Source organism: Agrobacterium genomosp. 13 str. CFBP 6927, assembly GCA_900012615.1.
Lineage (GTDB): Bacteria > Pseudomonadota > Alphaproteobacteria > Rhizobiales > Rhizobiaceae > Agrobacterium.
In genome coordinates, this window is sequence record LT009757.1 from 1,840,846 (window position 1) to 1,859,693 (window position 18,848).

The following is an 18,848-nucleotide window of genomic DNA, read 5'->3' on the forward strand; positions in this document are numbered from 1 at the left end:
TCAAAACGTCAGCCGATCTGCGCGTTGTCGTCGCGCTTGATCGCGATGACGGTTGAGCGCGGCAACTTGCCTTCGCCATCCGGGAAAGGGGCGTCGGGGTGCTGGATGCCGACGAAGTGGGTGCGCTTGTCGCCGGACCATGTCTGGCCGGTGACTTCGGAACCCTTCGGGGCGGTGAGGAAGCGCTCGATACGGCCGGTGGCCGGGTCACCCGCCAGCATCTGGTTGTTGCCCTGGCCGGCGAAGTTGCCTTCATTGCTGTCTTCGCCATCGGTCTGGATCCAGAGGAGACCGGTCGAGTCGAACATCATGCCATCAGGCGAGTTGAACATGTTGCCTTCGTTGATGTTCGAGGAGCCGGCAAAGGCGTCCTTGTGAACGGAAGGGTTGCCGGCCATGCAGAACAGGTCCCACTTGAACTTGCCGTCCGCATGGTCGTCTTTTTCCGGATACCAGCGCACGATCTGGCCGTATTCGTTCTTTTCGCGCGGGTTGGCGGCATTGACGGCCATGGCGTCGCCGCCGGCATTGGCACGCAGCTTGCCATCCTTCATTTCGCCGCGGCGGCTGTTGTTGGTCAGCGCGCAATAGGCTTCGATGGCGACCGGGTTGATGGCGACCCATTCCGGGCGGTCCATGGTCGTCGCGCCCACCTTGGAAGCGGCCTGACGGGTGAAGACGCAGATTTCATCGATCTTCATGCCAGTGGTCTCGGGCGTCAGAGCCACCCATTCGCCGGCGCCGTCATCGGCGAATTTGGCGACGTGAAGCGTGCCTTCGTCGAGCAGTTTCGAGGTGTCGCCACCCGGAACATAGATGCCGTTGGAGACGAATTTGTAGAGGAACTCGCCACGCTCGTCGTCACCCATGTAAACGACGACACGGCCGTCACGGGCAATTACCACGGCGGCGTTTTCGTGCTTGATGCGGCCAAGCGCAGTGCGCTTGATCGGGGTGGAGGAGGCATCCGAAGGATCGATCTCGACCACGTAGCCTGCGCGGCGCGGCTCGTTGGGGTTCTTGGCAACATCGAAACGTGCGTCGAACTTCTCATAGGCATAACGGGTCTCGGCGACGATGCCGTAGCGCTTGTAGTCGTCAGGCAGCTTGAAGGCAGCGTCGGTGGTGCCGAAATAGCCGTTGAAGTTTTCTTCGCAGGTGAGGTAGGTGCCCCAGGGCGTGCGGCCGGCGCCGCAATTGTTGAAGGTCCCGAGACAGTCGATGCCCTTCGGGTCAGCGGCAGTCTTGACGAGATCGGAACCGGCGGCCGGGCCGGAAAGCTTCATCGGCGTGTTGTGGTGGATACGGCGGTTGAACGGGCTGTCGAGAACGATTTCCCAGCCCTCATTGCCTTCCGCGACTTCCATGACGGTGACGCCCTGCATGTTCTGCAGGATTTTCACGTCGTCGGCCGTCTTCGGGTTGCCTTTTTCGGCGTGCGGCAGGTTGGTTTCCGGGTTCACATATTCATGGTTGACGGCGATCAGCTGATGAGCGCCGACCATGAACAGTTCCATGCCGTCGGTGTTTTCGCCGAAGACCTTGTCGGAGTTTTCAACGCTGACGCCCTTGGCGGGATCGAGATCGGGAACGTTGGAGAACAGCGGCTGGCCCCATTTGGCGACCGGCTTCCAGCTGTAGCCTTCCGGCACATGGATGGTGTGGTCGGTGGCGGCAGCGACCGGCTTGAAGGGGAAACGACCGGCGGCAGCTTCCTGCGCCTCGGCAGAGGTGCTGGTCATCAGGTTGCCGAGCGTGCCCATGGCGGCCGCGGCCGAACCGAAGGCAAGCACGCCGCCAAGAAAGCCGCGGCGGGAAATCGCGGTTTCGACCACGCGGTCGAAATCGGTTTCGGCCGGCGGCGGGTTCTGCAGTTCGTCCCACTCGTCCCAGGACAATTTGCTTGTATCGATGTCGGTCATAGTCTGTCTCCACCGTTGCTTGTTTGGAATCATTCCAGCAAGGTGCCTACCGTCTCAATATTTCATGCGAATGACGGGAAGGGCAGTGGAACTGGTCATTTTCCCTTCAGCGAGGCCGCTTTCTTCGTTAGCGCCCGATCATGATGCGGGTGACGAGAAAGCCGTCGAAGCGGCAGAAACGGAAGGGAATCTCCGTTCCCCTGCGCCATTCACCGCCTATGTCGGCGGTCAGCCGCAGAGAGGCCGAGCCGTTGTCGTCTAAGCCGGACAGTTCGGCCGCGTCGAAAAAGAAAAAACGTTTCACTGTCGGATAAAGCGCCTTGAACAGGCTTTCCTTGGCCGAAAAGATCAAGCCGGTCATGAAGGGATCGAGGTCATTCCCGAAGCTGTGGCGTTCGTTTGCCGTCAGGGCCTGCGCGGCGATATCGCCGGCCTCCTCCTCGGTCAGGCGCCTTTCAATATCGATGCCGATGCCACAGAACCGCTCGGAAGACCCGGCAAGGGCAATCGCCCGCTCATGGCTGTGGGAAATCGCGCCGATCACGCCTTCGGGCCAGATCGGCGCGCGGTCCTCTCCCATGCCGGGAAAGGTGGAGCGGCCGGTGAGGTGGCGGATGGCCTCGGCCGCGCATCTGCGCCCGGCGATGAATTCTGCCCTGCGTCTGGGCAGGGCGTGTAAAAGCTGCGGCGGCAAGGGAGGGACCTCGCCGCCGCAACCCTCATCGGCGCTGTAACGAAGGGTGAGGCAATGGCAATCGCAGCTGTCGTCCGGCCAAGGCCAGATGGCCTCCGGTGGATCGCCGGAGACGGCTTTGCGATGAAACGCCGTTGCAATGGCCATGTCCGTCACCTTCATCCAGCGGCCTAGATCATGATGTGAGCGGGATGGCGAAACCGCTCACGCTTTTCGTCATTCCGCTCCTGTTCAGGCCGCAAGCGTCGCGCCGCCATCGACCACGATCTGCTGCATCGTCACATGGCCGGCCTGATCGGAGGCGAGGAACAGCACCGTATCGGCGATATCGTCCGGCCTCGCGATCTTGCCGAGCGGAATGCCGAGCTTGAACTGCTCGGGCAGGCCGGCGACCAGCCGTTCCTTGCCGGCGGGATCGCTCAACATGCCGGAAAGCATCGGCGTATCGGTGGAGCCCGGTGAAACGACATTGCAGCGCACGCCATAGGGGGCAAGCTCAAGGGCGGCGCAATGGCTGAGGCTGACCAGCGCCGCCTTGGAAGCGCAATAGGCCATCATGCCGATGCGCGGCACGACGGCGGCATTGGAGCCGACATTGACGATCGCGCCGCGCCGCTGCCGCTTGAAGGTGTTGCTCCATTGCCGCAGCATATAGAACGGCCCGGCGGCGTTGACATCCATGCAGGCCTTCCAGTCCGCCGGCGTCAGGCTTTCGCTGTCGCCAAGCCGTAATATGCCGGCGGCATTGACCAGAATATCGAGCCCGCCCCATTCGCTCTCGATCGCCTTGCAGGTCGTCTCCACCGCCGCCGCGTCAGTGATGTCGAGCGCGATCTGGCGGAAGGGGACCTCCGCCGTGTCAGCCAGAAGGTCGACGCCGATGACCTCGGCCCCTTCCTCGATGAAACGTTCGGCGATGCGGCGGCCGATGCCCTGGGCCGTGCCCGTCACCAGCACGCGCCGCCCGGTAAATCTCTGTTGCGTCATCTTGTCCGTCCGCTCAGGCTGCGAGCCGCTTTTCGTCGATCAGCGCCCACCAGGCCGAAAGTGTCGGCACACGCGCAAGCTCATCGAAGCCGACGGCGACACCGCGCTCCTTCAGTTCGCCGGCAAGCTTCATCACCTGCAGCGAATCCAGCCCGTAGAAGATGAGGTTCTCATCGGGGTCGATGTCGCTTTCATCCTCCACCATCTGCAGGACGCGGGCTTTCAGCCATTCGCGGGTGCCGGTGGCCTCTCCCGCGCCGACGAGGCTTGCGGTGTCGATCACCACGCCGCAACGCGTCGCCACATATTGCAGCGCCATGCGGTGTTCGGCCTCGGAAAAATCGGCGACGCCGTCACCGATCATGAAAGGCTGAATATCCTTCATGAAGGCTTCCACCGCCGTCATCATGCAGCCGATATGGGCGTAAACGCCGCCGACGATGATCTGGTCGCGGCCCCAGCCTTTCATGCGCTCAGCAAGGTCGGAGCGCTGGAATGCGCTGTAGCGCCATTTGGTCAACACCACGTCGTCGGGCGTCGGCGCGAGCTTGTCGACCACCTTCTGCAATTCGGGGTCGACGACGGTGAGACCCGGTCCCCACATGTCGTTCAGGAGCGCGCGGTCGCCGGGCGGCTGGTTATGCGGCTGGGCGGTATAGATGACCGGCACGCCGTTCTGAACGGCCCATGCTTTCACCTTGGCGAGATTGTCGATGAGGGTGGTCATCAGCTTGCCGTCGGCCTCGTAGAACCGCAGGAAATAACGCTGCATGTCGTGGATGAGCAGTACGGCGCGTTTCGCATCGGGCTGCCATTTTGTCTTGTTGGCCGGAAAGCTTGCGGCGACCGGCATCGGATAGTCGGAAATGGTGGGGATCGTCATGATGACCTCGGTTTTGTGCTGCGCCGGCTCGAGCGGCGCGTAATCTTTGGAATGGGGACGCCCTTTTGAGCGTCCCTTTCGGTTGGCGCTGCGTGTCAGGCGCTGATGGCGACGGGGGCTGTCAGCAGGTCGCGCAGGCGCTTTTTGTCGATCTTGCCGACGGCGGTGAGCGGCATGGCCTCGATGAAACGCACGCGGTCCGGCAGCTTGTAATCCGCGACGCCGAGACCGGCGAGATGCTGGCGGATTGCCGGCGCCTTGAGCGCGGGATTGCGCGACACGACGAAGACGCAGCTTTTCTCACCGAGAAGCTCGTCCTGCATCGCCACCAACGCGGCATGGGTGACGTCCGGATGCCTCAGGATCAGGTTTTCCACCTCTTCCGAAGCCACCTTTTCGCCGCCGCGATTGATCTGGTCCTTTACCCGGCCAACGACCCGCAGATAACCTTCGGGCGTGCGCTGCACGACGTCGCCGGAATAATAGAAACCATCCTTGTCGAAGACCCGGGCGCTATGTTCAGGCGCGCGGTAATAGCCCCGGAACGTATAGGGACCACGGGTCGCCAGCATGCCGGCTTCGCCCTCGGGCACGTCGTTGCCATCCTCGTCGACGATGCGGATTTCGTCGTCCGGGCTGATAGGCCTGCCTTGCGTGGTGAAGACGATATGGTCGGGATCCCCGGCGCGGGTGTAGTTCACCAGACCTTCCGCCATGCCGAACACCTGCTGCAGATCGCAGCCCAGCACCTCCGGCACCTGGCGGGCGAGCGCTTCGGCGAAGCTTGCGCCGCCGACCTGCAGGAGCTTGAGGGATTTCAGCCGTTCGCGATGGGCGGGAGCCGCCTGCAGCCATAGCGCCACCGCCGGCGGCACCAGCGGCACGATATCGACGCCGTGTTTTTCGATTAGATCGAAGCAGGCAAGCGGCTCCGGATTGGCGGCCATGATCAACGCGCCGCCGGCGTGGAACACACCGAGCGCGCCGGGTGAACTCATCGGGAAATTATGCGCCACCGGAATGGCGCATAGGAAACGGGTCTCGGGCGAAAGTTCGCAAATCTCCGCGCTGGCCCGGGCGCTGTAGTCGTAGTCGTTATGCGTCCGGGGGATCAGTTTCGGCGTTCCGGTGCTGCCGCCGGAAAGCTGGAACAGCGCCACCTCATCGGCGGCGGAAGGGGCGTAAGCCGGTGGATTTTCGGCCGGGGCGGCCAGCTTCTGCTCCAGGCTGCGCTGCGGATCGGTTTCGCCGAGCAGCAGGGTCACGGCAAGCTTTGGAGAGACCGCCTTCAGCGCCTCCACAAATGTGTCATCGGCGAAAAGCTCGTGGGAACGCGAGCCGATCACCAGCTTCGGCGCGATCTGCTCCGCATAGGAGGTCATTTCCAGCCGGCGATGGCTGAAAAGCGCATTGACGGGGGCAGCGCCGATTTTGATGAGCGCGAAAAAGACGAGGTAGAACTCGGCGATGTTAGGCAATTGCACCAGTGCGGTGTCGCCGGTGCCGATGCCGGCGGCGGAGAGATGCCCGGCAAGATTGGAGGATTGCCGGTCGAGATCGGCATAGGTGAAGCGGCGTTCGCCGCAGATCAGCGCTGTCGCATCCGGCCGACGCTTCACCTGTTCGGTGAGAATGTCGCTCAGCGGTCTGTCGATCCAATAGCCGCGGTCGCGGTATCGGCGTGCCAGATCGTCGGGCCAGCGTTCAAATTCGATTGTCATGGTTTGTCCCCGGGAGAAATCAGGCAGAAAGACCGCAGGCGTTCAGCATGGTCTTGAGCTTGGTCTGCACTTCGGCCCATTCGGATTCGGGTTCCGAGGCCTCAACGATGCCGGCGCCCGCAAAGAGCCGCACGGTTTCCCGCTGCACGGTGCCGCAACGGATTGTCACCACCCATTCGCCGTTACCCTCGGCATCCGTCCAGCCGACCATGCCGGTGAACAGCCCGCGCTCGAAGGGCTCGACGAAGCGGATGAGACGATGGGCGCGTTCGGTGGGAAAACCGCAAACGGCCGGTGTCGGATGCAGCAGGCACGCCAGCTGCAACGCATTGGTGTCGGGATCGGCAAGCCGGCCCTCGATGCGCGTCGAAAGATGCCAGAGAGCCGCGGTGCTGATGAGGGAGGGCTTTTCTGGAACGTCGATTTCAGCGCAGCAGGGCGAAAGCAGCGAGCGGATATCCTGGATCACCAGGCTATGCTCGTAGTGGTCCTTTTCCGACGCCGCAAGACGGTCGGCATTGGCCTTGTCCGCCACCGGGTCGGTCATGCGCTTTGCCGATCCTGCGAGCGGGTTCGAGATGACTTTTTCGCCCTGCTTGCGGATGAGAAGCTCGGGGCTGACGCCGATCAGATCACCGCCGTCTGGCAGCGGAATGCGGAACTGGTAACCTTCGCGGTTCTGTTTGGCGAGGCTGGCGAGCAATCTTTCGACATTGACCTCGGAGGCGAAGGTCAGTTCGCGCATCACCGAAAGCACCGCCTTGCGGACCTCGGAGTGGCGGAAATTGACGATGGCATGTTCGACGGCATGCTTGAAACCGCTCTCGTCGGGCAGGCTGTTCTGACCCACAAGCGCGGGCATCGCCGAATCAGTCGAGGCCGCAGCGGTGCCCTTTGTGCTCCACTCATAGTTGTCCGGGATATAAAGGCATGACGGTTCGCTGACATCGAAGGGGATCGCGCCAATGGCGATGGGATTGTCCTGCCCCGCCCTGCGCGCCCGCTCAAAAGCGCCCTTTATCGCTTGCTGCAAAGGACTTGCGACGTCTTCGCCGCCGCGGGCGGGAAGCTTTATCTTTTCGCGAATACCCCTGGCACGCAATTCCCCGGTGCCGGAAGTAAATAGAAATTCTCTATTAAAATCAGTAATTTCGTCGGATTCGACGTCATTCGTCCTGAGTGCCCCAGTTTTCATGGGATGCCTCCTGTGCGAGTGGTTGACGATGGCTTATACTTGATTATGATAATCATGTTTTGTCAATCGGTGCAAAGTCACATGCTAAATTTAACCCCCATGCAGGGTGCTTATTGGGTCGGTCGAGAGGCGGGCGGGATACTCGGAAAAGTTACGCCGCATCTTTATCTCGAGTTCGAAGGCCCGCGGCTGGAGGCGGAAAGACTGGCTGTCGCGGTCGATAAACTGTGCCGGCGTCACCCCATGCTCAGCCTCAGGATCGATGCAGAAGGGTGCCAGAGTGTGGACCCCGCCGGCCGGCCGCTCCGCCTCGACGTGGAGGACATGACCGCACTGGATGAGGAAGCGCTTGCGCATCGTCTTGCCGTCAAGCGTGAGGAGTGGAGCCATCGTCAGGCTGATCTCCGTGTCTCACCGCCTGCGGCCCTGTCGATCAGCCTGCTGCCTGCGGGCCGCACCCGGCTGCATGTGGATACCGACATGCTGGCGATCGATCCGGCCAGCGTGCGAATCGTGATGGAGGACCTCGCCCGTTTTTATGAAGGTGGCGCAGATGAAGGCGCGCTTTCGGCTGAGCCGCCGCCGTCTTTTTTCAGCTGGGCGGAGCGTCTTCTGTCCGATGCGGACCTCAAGGCCCAGCGTGAAAAGGATCGGCTGTGGTGGCGGCAACAGATCACCGATATTCCAGACGCCCCGCCATTGCCGTTCTTGCCCGATGACGCGTCACGCGCCGTTCATACCGATCGCCTTGCCGCGACGCTTTCACCGGCTGAACGCAGCAGTCTGGAACAGCTGGCGCGGCGCTGCTGCGTGACCACGTCCACCCTCCTGCTCGGTGTTTTTGCCCTGTCGCTCTCGCAGGCGACGGCTACGGAAAAATTCCGGCTTTCGGTGCCGGGCTTCTGGCGGGCGCCTTTGGTGGAAGGGGTCGATGACATCGTCGGTGAGTTCTCCAATGTTCTCGTGCTCGGTGTCGACATCAGGCCCAGGGAGAGCCTGGAGCGGCTGCTTAGGCGGCTTTTTGACGAGATGAACGGGCGTCTCGCGCACCAGTCCTATCCCGGCGTCAGTGTCATGCGCGATCTTTCCCGGCTGCGCGGCGGTTTGCAAAGCTCGCCGGTGGTCTTCACCGCGGGTGTCGATCTTGCCGGTGGCGACCTGTTTTCCGAGCGCGTCGGGCGGGTGTTCGGTCCGATGATCCACACCGTCTCGCAAGGGCCGGGCGTTGCGCTGGATGCGCAGGTTGCGGCGCTGGATGGCGGGCTTCTGATCAACTGGGACGTGCGGCTCGACGCCCTGCCGGAAAGCTGGCTGCGCCCACTTTTTGAGACCTACACCGCGCTTCTTCGTCGTCTCGCTGAAAGCCCCGATCTTGTTTCAGAGACTGTGGAGCGATTCGGCTTGCAAGCGCCGGAAGCGACAGCGCAGACAAAAGGAAATCCCATGGAACGGCCTCTCTCAGCCTTGCAAAAGGCCTATCTGCTCGGTCGTGGCACCCACCTGCCGCTCAGCGGTGTGGCGATGCAGGAATTCCGCGAATATCGCGGCAATATCGATCCGGCATTGCTTCGCTCGCGTCTGACAGCAATGGTTGCGCGGCACGAAAGCCTGCGCACCCGCATCGATGAGCGGCGTCTGGTGCAGGTGGTCTCAGAAGAGCCGAAGCTCAACCTTGATATTGTTGATCTTTCAAACCTGTCCGCTGCCGACGCCGAAGCGCGGATGGACGCCGCGCGGCGGGATTTCTCGCATGCCCATTTCGATCTTGCCGCCTCTCCCTGGCAGGTAACGGTCTTTCGCTTGCCGGAAATTGCGGCAGGCGATGGGGTGGTGGTCTTCCTGCGTTTCGACGCCCTCATTCTTGACGGGCGGGGAATAGCCAGCCTTGCGGCGGAACTCTTCGATGACGTCGTGCCGCCCGCATCAACCGTAGCAACCACCGCCGCGCAGCAGGATATCGCAGCGGCCCGCGCCGAAGATGCCGCCTATTGGGCGGGGAAACTTGAGGGTGCGGAAGTACCTTCTCAATTGCCATGGAAAGCCGCGCTCGAAACCATTGCCGTTTCGCGTTACAGCCGCCAGAGCCTGACCGTGGAAAAACAACGCTTTACCACCTTTTCACGGATCGGCGCGAAAGAGCGCCTGTTCAAGAATTCGGCGCTGACGGCGGTGATCCTCGATGTGCTGTCGCTTTGGCTGAACGAAGGCGCCCTCGTCGTCGGCATTCCCGTCGCCCCGCAGGTGGAAGGCGCGTTTGCCAATCGCTCGAGCTTCATCGCGGTCAAATGGGAGGCGGCCAGGGGCGATTTTGCGGAGCGGGCCGCAGCTTTGCAAACGGATGTGCTTGAGGGCCTCAACCACCTCGCATTTTCGGGGATCGATCTCAATCGCATCCTTCTCAACGCCAATCCAGGTGGGCTTGCGCTGCCTGTGGTCATCACCAATGGCCTCTCCTGGCCCACGCTTTCGCAATCGTCCACGCTGCGCTGGACGGACGGGCTGACCCAGACACCGCAGGTGGCGCTGGATTTCCGCTTTTCGCAAAATCCGGATGGCGATCTCGTCCTCGATATCGATTATGCGGAACAGGCGATCGATGGCGCAATGGTGGCGGATATTCTCGGTGCCATCGAACGCGCCATTGCCGCGATCATGGCCCGCGGGACTTTCTCGCTCAATCCGCGAGAGGTCGTCGATCTTTCCCATTACCGGCTGAATGGTGACGAGGGGAGTTTCGTCTGCCCGCCATTTCTGGAACGGATCGCCGCCCATCTTTTTGAGGGTGACCGGTCGCGCACGGCGCTGATAAGCGGCAAACGGCGTATCGCCTATGGCGAACTCGCAGATTTGGTGGCACGGGCCATGGCCGGCCTGAAGGGGCGTGGCGTCGGTCGCGGGGATGTCGTGGCGGTGTGCCTGCCACGCAGTCCGGAGCATACGGCCGTCACGCTGGCCGCCGCGCTCTCGGGTGCGATCTGGGTGCCGGTGGATGCCGGTTCACCGGAGGACCGCCTGCGCTACCTGCTGACCAATTGCCGCCCGGCCATCATCGTTGCCCGCAATGTTCCGCAAGGCTTTGAGGCTATCGATCCGGAGGAGCTTCTGTCGACGCCGGCCACTTCCGATGTGCCCGTTGTCATGGCGGAACTGGCCGCGCTTTCGGCGAGCGAGGATCCTGCCTATTATCTCTACACGTCAGGCACGACCGGCAAACCGAAATGCGTTGTGCTTTCCAACCGCGCCACGGCCAATGTCGTCGGCGGCACGCTTTCGGAATGGGGCGTGACGGCAAGCGATGTGTTCATTTCAGTCACGCCTTTGCATCACGACATGTCTGTCTTCGATGTCTTCGGCGCGCTTGCCGCCGGTGCGACGCTGGTGCTGCCGGAACCCGGCGAGGAAAAGGATGCGGTTCGCTGGAACGAACTGGTGGCCGAACATGGCGTGACGCTGTGGTGCTCGGTGCCGGCCATCCTTGAAATGCTCCTGTCCTGCCGCCGCGGCGATCAGCTCGGCTCGCTCCGGCTCGTCGCGCAGGGCGGTGACTACATCAAGCCTTCCGTCATCGAGGAGATGCGCCGGCTGAAGCCCGACATGCGGCTGATATCGCTTGGCGGGCCGACGGAAACGACCATCTGGAGCATCTGGCACGAGATCGTGGCAGAAGACACCACGGCGATACCCTACGGACACCCCTTACCCGGCAATCGATATTTCATCCTCAACGATCAGGGCGGGCATTGCCCGGTGGGCGTTGTCGGCCGCATCCACACGGCGGGCGTGAATGTGGCGATCGGTTATCTGGAGGATGGCGCGATCACCCAGACGGATTTCGTGACGGTCAACGATCCCGACGCAAATGCGGTCCGCGCGTTTCGGACCGGCGACCGGGGCCGTTACCGGCTGGATGGCAAGATCATGTTTGCAAGCCGGGTCAACGGCTACGTCAAGATACGCGGGGTGCGCGTCTCGCTGCCTGATGTGGAAAACGAACTTATCCGCCACCCTTCCATCCAGCGGGTGCTGGTGGTGGATTACGGTGCCGAGCAGAAAGGCGAGGCCGCCATCGGCGTGCTTTACGTTCCGATGCCCGGTATCGACCTCTCGGCTGCCGATCTGCGCAGTTTCGCCCGCAGACACCTGCCGGAATCCCACGTGCCCGGCCGTTTTCTCAATGTCGCCGACCTGCCGCTCTCGGCCAATGGCAAACCGGATCGCCGCCGCGCCCGCGAATTGCTGACGGTTGCAGAACCGGCGAAAACGCCGGCGGCTGTGGCAGTCAAGGTGGCCGATCAGGGCGATCGCCGCGTGCTGGATATCTATCTTGGCGTGCTGGGCAAAAGACCCGCGAATGTGGACATGAACAGCGATCTGCTGGCGCTTGGCCTCTTGCCGTCGCATCTGAAAACCGTCTCGGCTGAAATCCGCAGCGCCTTCGGCGTGGAACTGACGCCGCAGCAGCTTTTACGGTGCCGCAGCGCCAGGCAGGTCAGCTCGCTTTTACCGGCTTCCGCGGCATGAGCTCCATCATCGCGGCCAGAACATCATAGAAATAACCCAAGGAAAAACAGATGGCGCATATTGATCCTGCCGGCGGCTGGCTTCCCCTGACCCAGCCGCAACTCGATTTCTGGGAGGAGTTCTCCTTCCACCCCGACGAGCCGGTCTCCACCGTCGCCCATTACATCGATCTTTCCGGCGCCGTGAATGAAGGTGCCCTTCTTGAAGCGATCAAACGCACCGTGCGCGAATCGCAGGTACTGTCGATCCGTTTCCGCATGGGTGAGGATGGCGAGGCGCCGCAGCAATGCTGCGATCCGCAGCATGCTCCTGTGGTCGAGCTTGTCGATCTGCGCGCCGATGCAGTTCCCTTCGAAGAAGCGATGCTGCGGATGAATGCCGATGTCGAGGCAAGGCTTGATCTTCGAACCGACAGGCTCTCTGCGCAGGTGCTTTACCGCATCACTGACGACCGTTACCTCTGGTATATCCGCGCCCATCATATCGTTGTTGATGGTTATGGCCTGACGCTGGTGGAGCAGCGCTGCGGGCAGCTTTACGGGCACTATTGCGGCAAGGGCGAGGCCGGTCCCGATTTTCATCCCTTCGGCAGTTTTCTCGCAGAGGAGGATGCCTATCGGCAGAGCCGCCGTTTCGAAAAGGATCGCGATTTCTGGACGGCCTATCTTGCTCCGCCGGTGGATTTGCCCGTGCTGGACAAGGATTGTGAGGATTATGGCGGTGGCGGCCTGCATGCCGATGCGGGACTGCCGGAAGGGTTCAGCACAAGGCTGCAACATATATCCCGCGCACTGGAGATCGGCTGGCCAGACCTGCTGGTGCTGCTTTCCGGCCTCTATCTTCACCGCAACTTGCCGCGCCCGGATCGCGACGTGCTGACGCTGTGGCTGCCCTTCATGAGCCGCTGGGGCAGCGTTGGCGCGCATATGCCCGCCATGCTCGTCAATATATTGCCGTTCCATCTGACAATCGAACCGCAGGAAACCCTTGGCGGCTTCCTTGCGCGCAATGCCGCCAATCTGCGCAAACAGCGCCTGCATGGCCGCTACCGCATCGAACAGATCGCCGCTGACCAGGAGATATCGAAGGGCCGGCGGTTCTTTTTCTCTCCGCTCATCAACGTCCTGCCTTTCAGCGCACCGGTCTTTGCGGAGCTTGAAGTTTCCCGGCACATTCTCGCCAACGGCCCCGGCGATGGCTTCAACCTGACCTTCCGTGGCGAGGATGACGGCAGCGATCTCAATCTGCATATCGACGCGGATTCGGCGTTGACGGAAGCGGACGATTTCGCGCGCTATCGCGAGGAGCTGCCGCTGTTTCTGGATGCCATGCTGCACAGCGAGGCGCTGGCGGTTGCGGCTGAAGAGGTTTCCGCGAGGTTCCGCCGGGCGGTTTGAATGGCCGGGTCCTCTGCACAAAAGAGGACGGAAAATCTCTCCCCGTCATACCGGGCTTGACCCGGTATCCAGCCGCCGCGCGTCTGCGCGGCGAGAAGAGTCTTTCGCGATCAATGACTTGATCGCACTGGACCCCGGATCTAGTCCGGGGTGACGGGGCGCAAATGCTGCGGCTTCGTCAAACAGATCTACGTAAAGGAATTATCAGCAAAACAAACCCGGCGCCGCTATGCGACGCCGGGTTTTTCTGTGCGCTCTTGCCCGCACTCAGGCCAGTGTCGTCAGCACCCGGCTCGAAGCGCCTGCCTCGGCGAAACGGCTGAAGACGCCGCTGGTGGTGCTGCGCAGCCGGTCGACATCCTCGGGGCCGTAGCGGTCGGAGCGGTAGCTCATCAGCACGCGGATGGAGCGTTCGCCGCCAATCATCTCTTCCATCACCTCGAATTGCAGCCCCAGCATGGATTCGTGTTTGTCGGGATCGATCTGCCTGAACTCGACGGGTTTGCCGTCCGGTCCGGAAAGCGTGCCGTTCAGCTTGTTCTTGGCGTGGATCTGGATGAACACCTCGAACAGATGGTCGCGGCCCGGCGTCATGCCGAGTGCCTCTTCGACCAGATCGATCGGGATTTCGCTGTGTTCCAGTGAACCGTTGACCGTGTTCTTCACCGATGAAATCAGCTCGCCGACCGTCATCTCCTCGCGGAAACGCACACGATGGGCGACGACCGTGGTGAAATAACCGATCGTATCGAAATAGCCGCTATCGGTACGGCCGGATGCCGACGTACCGACCACCAGATCGCTCAGCCCGCCCAGATGCCGCAGTGACGCGGCGATGGCGGCATAAACGACGTTGAACAGGGAGGCGCTGTTCTGCTTGGCGATGGCGTAAAGCCCGTCGCTGACGTGTTTCTCCAGCTTGAACTCGATCCAGCCGCCTGCCGGCGCCTCGTCATGCGAAGCTTCTGCAGGCGTGCTATCCTGCCCGAGCAGCACAAGGCCCTTGGGTGCATCCCGCAGCATATCGGTCCAATAGGCAAGATGGTCTGCATTGACGCCCGATGCCACCTGTTTTCTGGCGAATTCATGGAAGGGTGCCGGCTTGCCCGCAAAGACAGGGGCCCTGCCCGCCGCCCTTGCCCTATAGGCTTCCGTCAGCTCGTCCATCATCAGGTTCACCGACCATTCGTCCAGGACGATATGATGGAAGAGGAAGGAGAGCACCTGGCCGCCGGTTTGCGGATTGCGCAGGAAACGCAGCCGCATCGGCAATTCGCGGGAAAGATCGAACCGCCAGGAAGCCTCCGCGTGCCGGTCCACACCTTCGCTTTCTTCGCTGGTCCAGAACCATTTGTAGCCAGGCAGGTCGTGCATGGGCACGATCTTCTGCAGCACCGTGTCGTTCTCGACGTAGAAATGGGTCCGCAGACCGGGATGGCGCTCGATAATATCGAGGAACGCGCATTCGAAGGCGCTCTCATCGACAGGGTCGAGGAAGTCGAGGGCGAAGGGTATGTTGAATATCTCGCCGAAACCGAAAGCGGCATAGGCTTTCCAGAGCGACATCTGCGCCAGCGAAAGCGGTGCCGTGAACGAACCCGTCTCCGTGGACTCCAACTGTGCAGGCGCTGCGGTTTCGAGACGCGTCGCCTGTTTTGCAAGCGATGCGGCGGTCGGATAGCTGAACAGGTCGTTGAACCGCACCTCGATGCCGTGATTGCTGAGAAGGCGTCCGATGATGCGGGTGGCGATCAGCGAATGGCCGCCAAAGTCGAAGAAATCGTCATCCGGCCCCATGTCCGGAGATACAAGCGCCTCGCGGAATTCGGCAAGGATCGTTGCGGCAATCTCGTCGTCGTTCGAGTAAGAGGCGGCGGGCAGGGATGCCGTCGCCGCCAGTCCTGCGGAAGGGATCGAATGCGTGATGTCGGAAAAATCCGCACCGCCTTCGAGATGGGTGACGAAGCGTTCCAGCAGGAATGCCGTCGCATGCGGCGAGGTCTCCTTGCCACCCGTCAGCTCCAGACGGATATGGCCGTCAACGGTGCTGCCTCCGGCAAGCGTCAGGCCGAGGCCGGACTGGAGCGAGGGGAGCGGCAGGCGCTCGAATCGGAGGCGCTCGACGGATGAGGTTTCAGCTGACGTTGCCAGCGCCTGCAAGGTGAAGGTGGCCGCTTCGTCGTTGTGTTTGCTGCTGTTTCCGATTTGCCGTTGCAGGCCCGCCAGCACGGCCTTTTCGGCCTCCGGTAGCGACTGGCCACGCGGGATCGACACGCGGGCGACCGCATCCGCAGGAAGCGGCAAGCCGGTCTCGCCGCCCGATTGCAACGGCAGGCGCAGGGTAACCGTATCAAGGTTGCCGTTGGTTGCGATAAAATGTGCGAAACGGGCGCCTGCGCGTGCCAGAAGCGCTTCGGTCGTGGTTGAGCCGGCGAGGTCAAGCAGGGTGGCCGGGAGATCGACGCCGTGGCTATGGCTCGCTGGTTTCGCCCCGCTGTCCCGTAAAGAGATCACATGCGTGCCGGAGGCCGACCCCTGCAACCAGGGTAGCGGAAGGGGATTGACGATGCCGGTTTCGGCGATGCGCGGTAAAAGCGGCTTTGGTGCCTCGCCGGCATAGGCGGCGGCAATAGCTTCCAGAAGTGTCTGCGATGACAGGGTTTCGCCAAGCAGGCCATGCACCAGAAGCGCCAGCAGCACCTCTCCTTCGCTCAAAAGCACGATCGCCTGAAACGGCGGATCGATTTCCGCGTCATAGGGGCTTGCCTGAAGGTCGTGCAGCAGGGCTATCGCCTCGTCTGTCGAAGGCGCCTGAAACAGCTGCACGAGAGAGGCCGATGGCGCTTCGACACTCTTGGCAAGGGTGCCGTCTTCCCCGAAGGAAAACCGCACGCGAAGTTCGGGCCATGCAGCGCAAACCGTCTCCAGGGCCGATGTGAGGCGCAGGAGGTCGCTCTCGCCGCCGATGCGGTAGGTGAGAATATGCCGGAAGACCTGATCGGGGTCCTGAAATTGCGAGAACCAGACCCGCTCCTCATATTGGCTTGGCTGCGATCCGCCCCGCGGGGACGTGTCCGCACCATCGAAGGTTTCTTCGATGCGACGCGCAAGCATGCGCGAATTGTCTGCTGCCATGGTCCTCTCCTTGGAAGTGCCTGGGGGACATGTCCGGGGGCGTCGCGCCCGCTGCGGCAAGTCCCGTCTTTGTTGGGATCAATGTTCCGCGCGCGACCGTTCGATCAGCGCCTGCCAGGCGGCAAGCGTCGGCTGGCGGGCGAGATCATCATAGTCAAGGCGCGTGCCGGCGAGTTGCGAAAGCGGCGGGATCAGGCGCATGAGGGCAAGCGAATGAAGCCCGCAGCCGAACAGGTTGGCATTCGGCCCGATATCCCCTACCTCATCGTCGAGAACCTTGGCGAGATGAGCCTTGAGTTCCGTCGTCATCATTTTCGCCTCCAGCCTCGCCCCGCCGCGATTACCGGCTCACTCATCGAAGTGATCGTGAACGCCGCTTGCGCCGCGCCGCCAGTAGCCGGAAGCGCGGGTCCACTTGGGATTTGCACCGAATTCGCCGACCAGAAGGGTGCGCAGGTCTTTGGCCGTCTTCGATTCGCAGGCGACCCAGCTAAAGAAATCGCCCTCCGGCAGGTCGAGTTCGCGCAGGGCTTGCGTCAGGGCATCGTGATCGGCCCCGCCTGCACCCTTCTGCGTTACCCAGATGATCGAAGCGTCGGCTTTCGTGGCGAGTTCCAGGCGATCAGCGTCCGTCTCGACCTCGATCAGAGCGACGACGCGGGTGCCCTCAGGCATCTCTTCCAGTCGGCGCGCAAGGGCGGGAAGGCCGGTATCGTCGGCAATCAGCAGATGCCAGTCGAAGGTGAAGGGAATGGTGAACGAGCCGCGCGGGCCTGCGATCCACGCCTTATCACCCACCTTGGCGGATTTTGCCCAGTTGCTGGCAGGGCCGTCATGATGCGTGGCGAAATCGATGGCGATTTCACCCTTTTCCGCATCGAAGCTGCGCGGCGTGTAGTCGCGCGCCAGCGGGCGGGGTGCACCTTCGGGAAATTCAAGACCGTTCGGGCCGATCACCGGCAGATTGGTCTCGGTTTCACCGGGGAGGGGGAAGAACATCTTGACGTGATCGTCAAAGCCAAGGCTGGCAAAGCCCTCCAGTTCCGGCCCCGTCAAAACGATGCGCACCATGGACCGGCTGAGTTTTTCCACGCGGCTAACATCGAGGCAACGCAGCTTGACGGCGTGGCGATGGCGTTTGGGGGTGCGGTCGGGAATGGAGGGGTCTATGGATTCTGGCATGGTCATGCTGTTGTCTTTCCTGGGATATCGCCGATGGGGTCGGCGGTCTCGCTGTCCCGGATCGGCTTGCCGGACAATCGCGCATCGGAATTTTCCGGCGGGCGATCCGGTGGTGTTGCGTCAGATGCGCGGACCATAACAGGCGGTTCCGGAGCTCGCAATATAACTTTCTTCAAAAACTCAAGTTTATGCCCGGCGCATGGTTGGCGCCGGGTATCTGCGTTGGGGAAGAGCGATCAGCGATGGCCCGCCCAGCCTTCCACCGCGTCCAGCGTGTGGAGCGCGCTGGGGATGGATGGGGTCGTGACCCTGGTGGAATCGAGGAAGACGATCCTGCCCTCGCGTGCCGGTTTGACGAAGCGCTCCCAGCCCGGAATGATCTTTTCAAGTGCGGCGCGCGTTCCCGCTTCGCCACGGGCGGGGCTGTTATAGCTGTTCATCACCACCAGGAGATCCGGGTTGAGCTTGCCGAAAGCATCGGCGCTGAGCGGCATTGTCAGGGTCGAACCGAGCCCGCCCGACGAGGTGGCGTTGTCGATTTTCAACCGCGCGTAACCCAGATCCTCCAGCGCCTGCACCGCACCAGACATGTCGCCTACCGCATTGATTTGGTCGGTCAGCAGGATGGCGAGATAGGTCTTGGCCCTTGCGTCTTCCCCGAGCGTTTTTTTGACAGCGGCAAGTTTTTCGTCGTAGATTTTGCGGCGCTCTGCGAAGGCGTCGCTTCTGCCCGCCAGACGCGAAAGATCTTCCTCGACACTGAAGCCGTAGGTGTGGCCGGTGCTTACCTTTTGCAGATAGACGGGCGCCACGGTGGAAAGTTGCTCGGCCTTGCCGCTATCCATTTCTGTCGCGACGATCAGATCGGGTTGCAGCGCCCGCAGTTTTTCGAGGTCGATCTGGCCGACTGCGCCGAAACCTTTCGGTTTCGTGCGGCCTTCACCGAGAACAGTGTCGATGAAATCGACGGCGGTGGCAAATTTGCCGTCGCTGTTACGGCCATAGGCGCCGACCACATTGGCGCCGAGATCCATCAGCGGCACGCCCAGAAGCGGCTCGTGCATGACGACGATGCGCTGCGGCTGTTCCGGAACGGAGACCGTGCGGCCGGCGGCATCGGTGACGGTTCGCTCAGCGGCAAGGCTGCTTCCGGCGGTCAGAAGTGCTGCAACGAGGATGGCAAATCGCATGGCATTCCCTTTGTTCAATAT

At 62.0% G+C, this 18,848-nt stretch carries 12 protein-coding genes; 2 read left to right on the forward strand and 10 right to left on the reverse strand.

Features of this window, described 5'->3' with window-relative positions:
• Nucleotides 1-8: 8 nt before the first annotated feature.
• The 6 genes from AGR13A_RS22680 to AGR13A_RS22705 form a co-directional block, all read right to left on the reverse strand.
• A complete protein-coding gene (locus AGR13A_RS22680; RefSeq protein ID WP_080839698.1) occupies nucleotides 9-1,922 on the reverse strand; it encodes a PhoX family protein in 1,914 nt (637 codons plus the stop codon).
• 127 nt (nucleotides 1,923-2,049) lie between these two features.
• On the reverse strand, nucleotides 2,050-2,763 hold the full coding sequence (locus tag AGR13A_RS22685) for a 4'-phosphopantetheinyl transferase family protein (RefSeq protein WP_080839700.1): 714 nt from the start codon (nucleotides 2,761-2,763) through the stop codon (nucleotides 2,050-2,052).
• A gap of 84 nt (nucleotides 2,764-2,847) precedes the next feature.
• Nucleotides 2,848-3,603: a 2,3-dihydro-2,3-dihydroxybenzoate dehydrogenase gene (gene dhbA, locus AGR13A_RS22690; RefSeq protein ID WP_080839702.1), complete on the reverse strand. Its 756-nt coding sequence runs from the start codon at nucleotides 3,601-3,603 to the stop codon at nucleotides 2,848-2,850.
• 13 nt (nucleotides 3,604-3,616) lie between these two features.
• Nucleotides 3,617-4,486, reverse strand: coding sequence for an isochorismatase (locus tag AGR13A_RS22695; protein WP_080839704.1), 870 nt, complete (start codon nucleotides 4,484-4,486; stop codon nucleotides 3,617-3,619).
• A 95-nt stretch (nucleotides 4,487-4,581) separates the two neighbouring features.
• Nucleotides 4,582-6,207: a (2,3-dihydroxybenzoyl)adenylate synthase gene (locus tag AGR13A_RS22700; protein ID WP_080839706.1), complete on the reverse strand. Its 1,626-nt coding sequence runs from the start codon at nucleotides 6,205-6,207 to the stop codon at nucleotides 4,582-4,584.
• 19 nt (nucleotides 6,208-6,226) lie between these two features.
• On the reverse strand, nucleotides 6,227-7,402 hold the full coding sequence (locus AGR13A_RS22705) for an isochorismate synthase (RefSeq protein ID WP_080839708.1): 1,176 nt from the start codon (nucleotides 7,400-7,402) through the stop codon (nucleotides 6,227-6,229).
• Nucleotides 7,403-7,483: 81 nt separating this feature from the next.
• Here AGR13A_RS22705 and AGR13A_RS22710 point away from each other — a divergent pair, with 81 nt between their 5' ends.
• Both AGR13A_RS22710 and AGR13A_RS22715 read left to right on the forward strand, forming a co-directional pair.
• The gene (locus tag AGR13A_RS22710) at nucleotides 7,484-11,923 is read left to right on the forward strand and encodes an amino acid adenylation domain-containing protein (RefSeq protein WP_080839710.1); all 4,440 of its coding nucleotides are present in this window, start codon (nucleotides 7,484-7,486) and stop codon (nucleotides 11,921-11,923) included.
• 50 nt (nucleotides 11,924-11,973) lie between these two features.
• Complete coding sequence (locus AGR13A_RS22715; RefSeq protein WP_080839712.1) at nucleotides 11,974-13,320, forward strand: condensation domain-containing protein; 1,347 nt, start codon at nucleotides 11,974-11,976, stop codon at nucleotides 13,318-13,320.
• A gap of 267 nt (nucleotides 13,321-13,587) precedes the next feature.
• Here the strand turns inward: AGR13A_RS22715 and AGR13A_RS22720 are convergent, their stop codons facing one another.
• The 4 genes from AGR13A_RS22720 to AGR13A_RS22735 form a co-directional block, all read right to left on the reverse strand.
• Nucleotides 13,588-16,455 (reverse strand): condensation domain-containing protein, encoded by a 2,868-nt coding sequence (locus AGR13A_RS22720; protein ID WP_080839713.1) that lies wholly within the window; start codon nucleotides 16,453-16,455, stop codon nucleotides 13,588-13,590.
• A gap of 78 nt (nucleotides 16,456-16,533) precedes the next feature.
• On the reverse strand, nucleotides 16,534-16,767 hold the full coding sequence (locus AGR13A_RS22725; protein WP_080839715.1) for a phosphopantetheine-binding protein: 234 nt from the start codon (nucleotides 16,765-16,767) through the stop codon (nucleotides 16,534-16,536).
• 36 nt (nucleotides 16,768-16,803) lie between these two features.
• A complete protein-coding gene (locus AGR13A_RS22730) occupies nucleotides 16,804-17,643 on the reverse strand; it encodes a siderophore-interacting protein (RefSeq protein WP_080839717.1) in 840 nt (279 codons plus the stop codon).
• A 230-nt stretch (nucleotides 17,644-17,873) separates the two neighbouring features.
• Nucleotides 17,874-18,827 carry an ABC transporter substrate-binding protein gene (locus tag AGR13A_RS22735; protein WP_080839720.1) on the reverse strand — a complete coding sequence of 318 codons (954 nt, stop codon included), beginning with the start codon at nucleotides 18,825-18,827 and terminating at the stop codon, nucleotides 17,874-17,876.
• Nucleotides 18,828-18,848 lie beyond the last annotated feature (21 nt).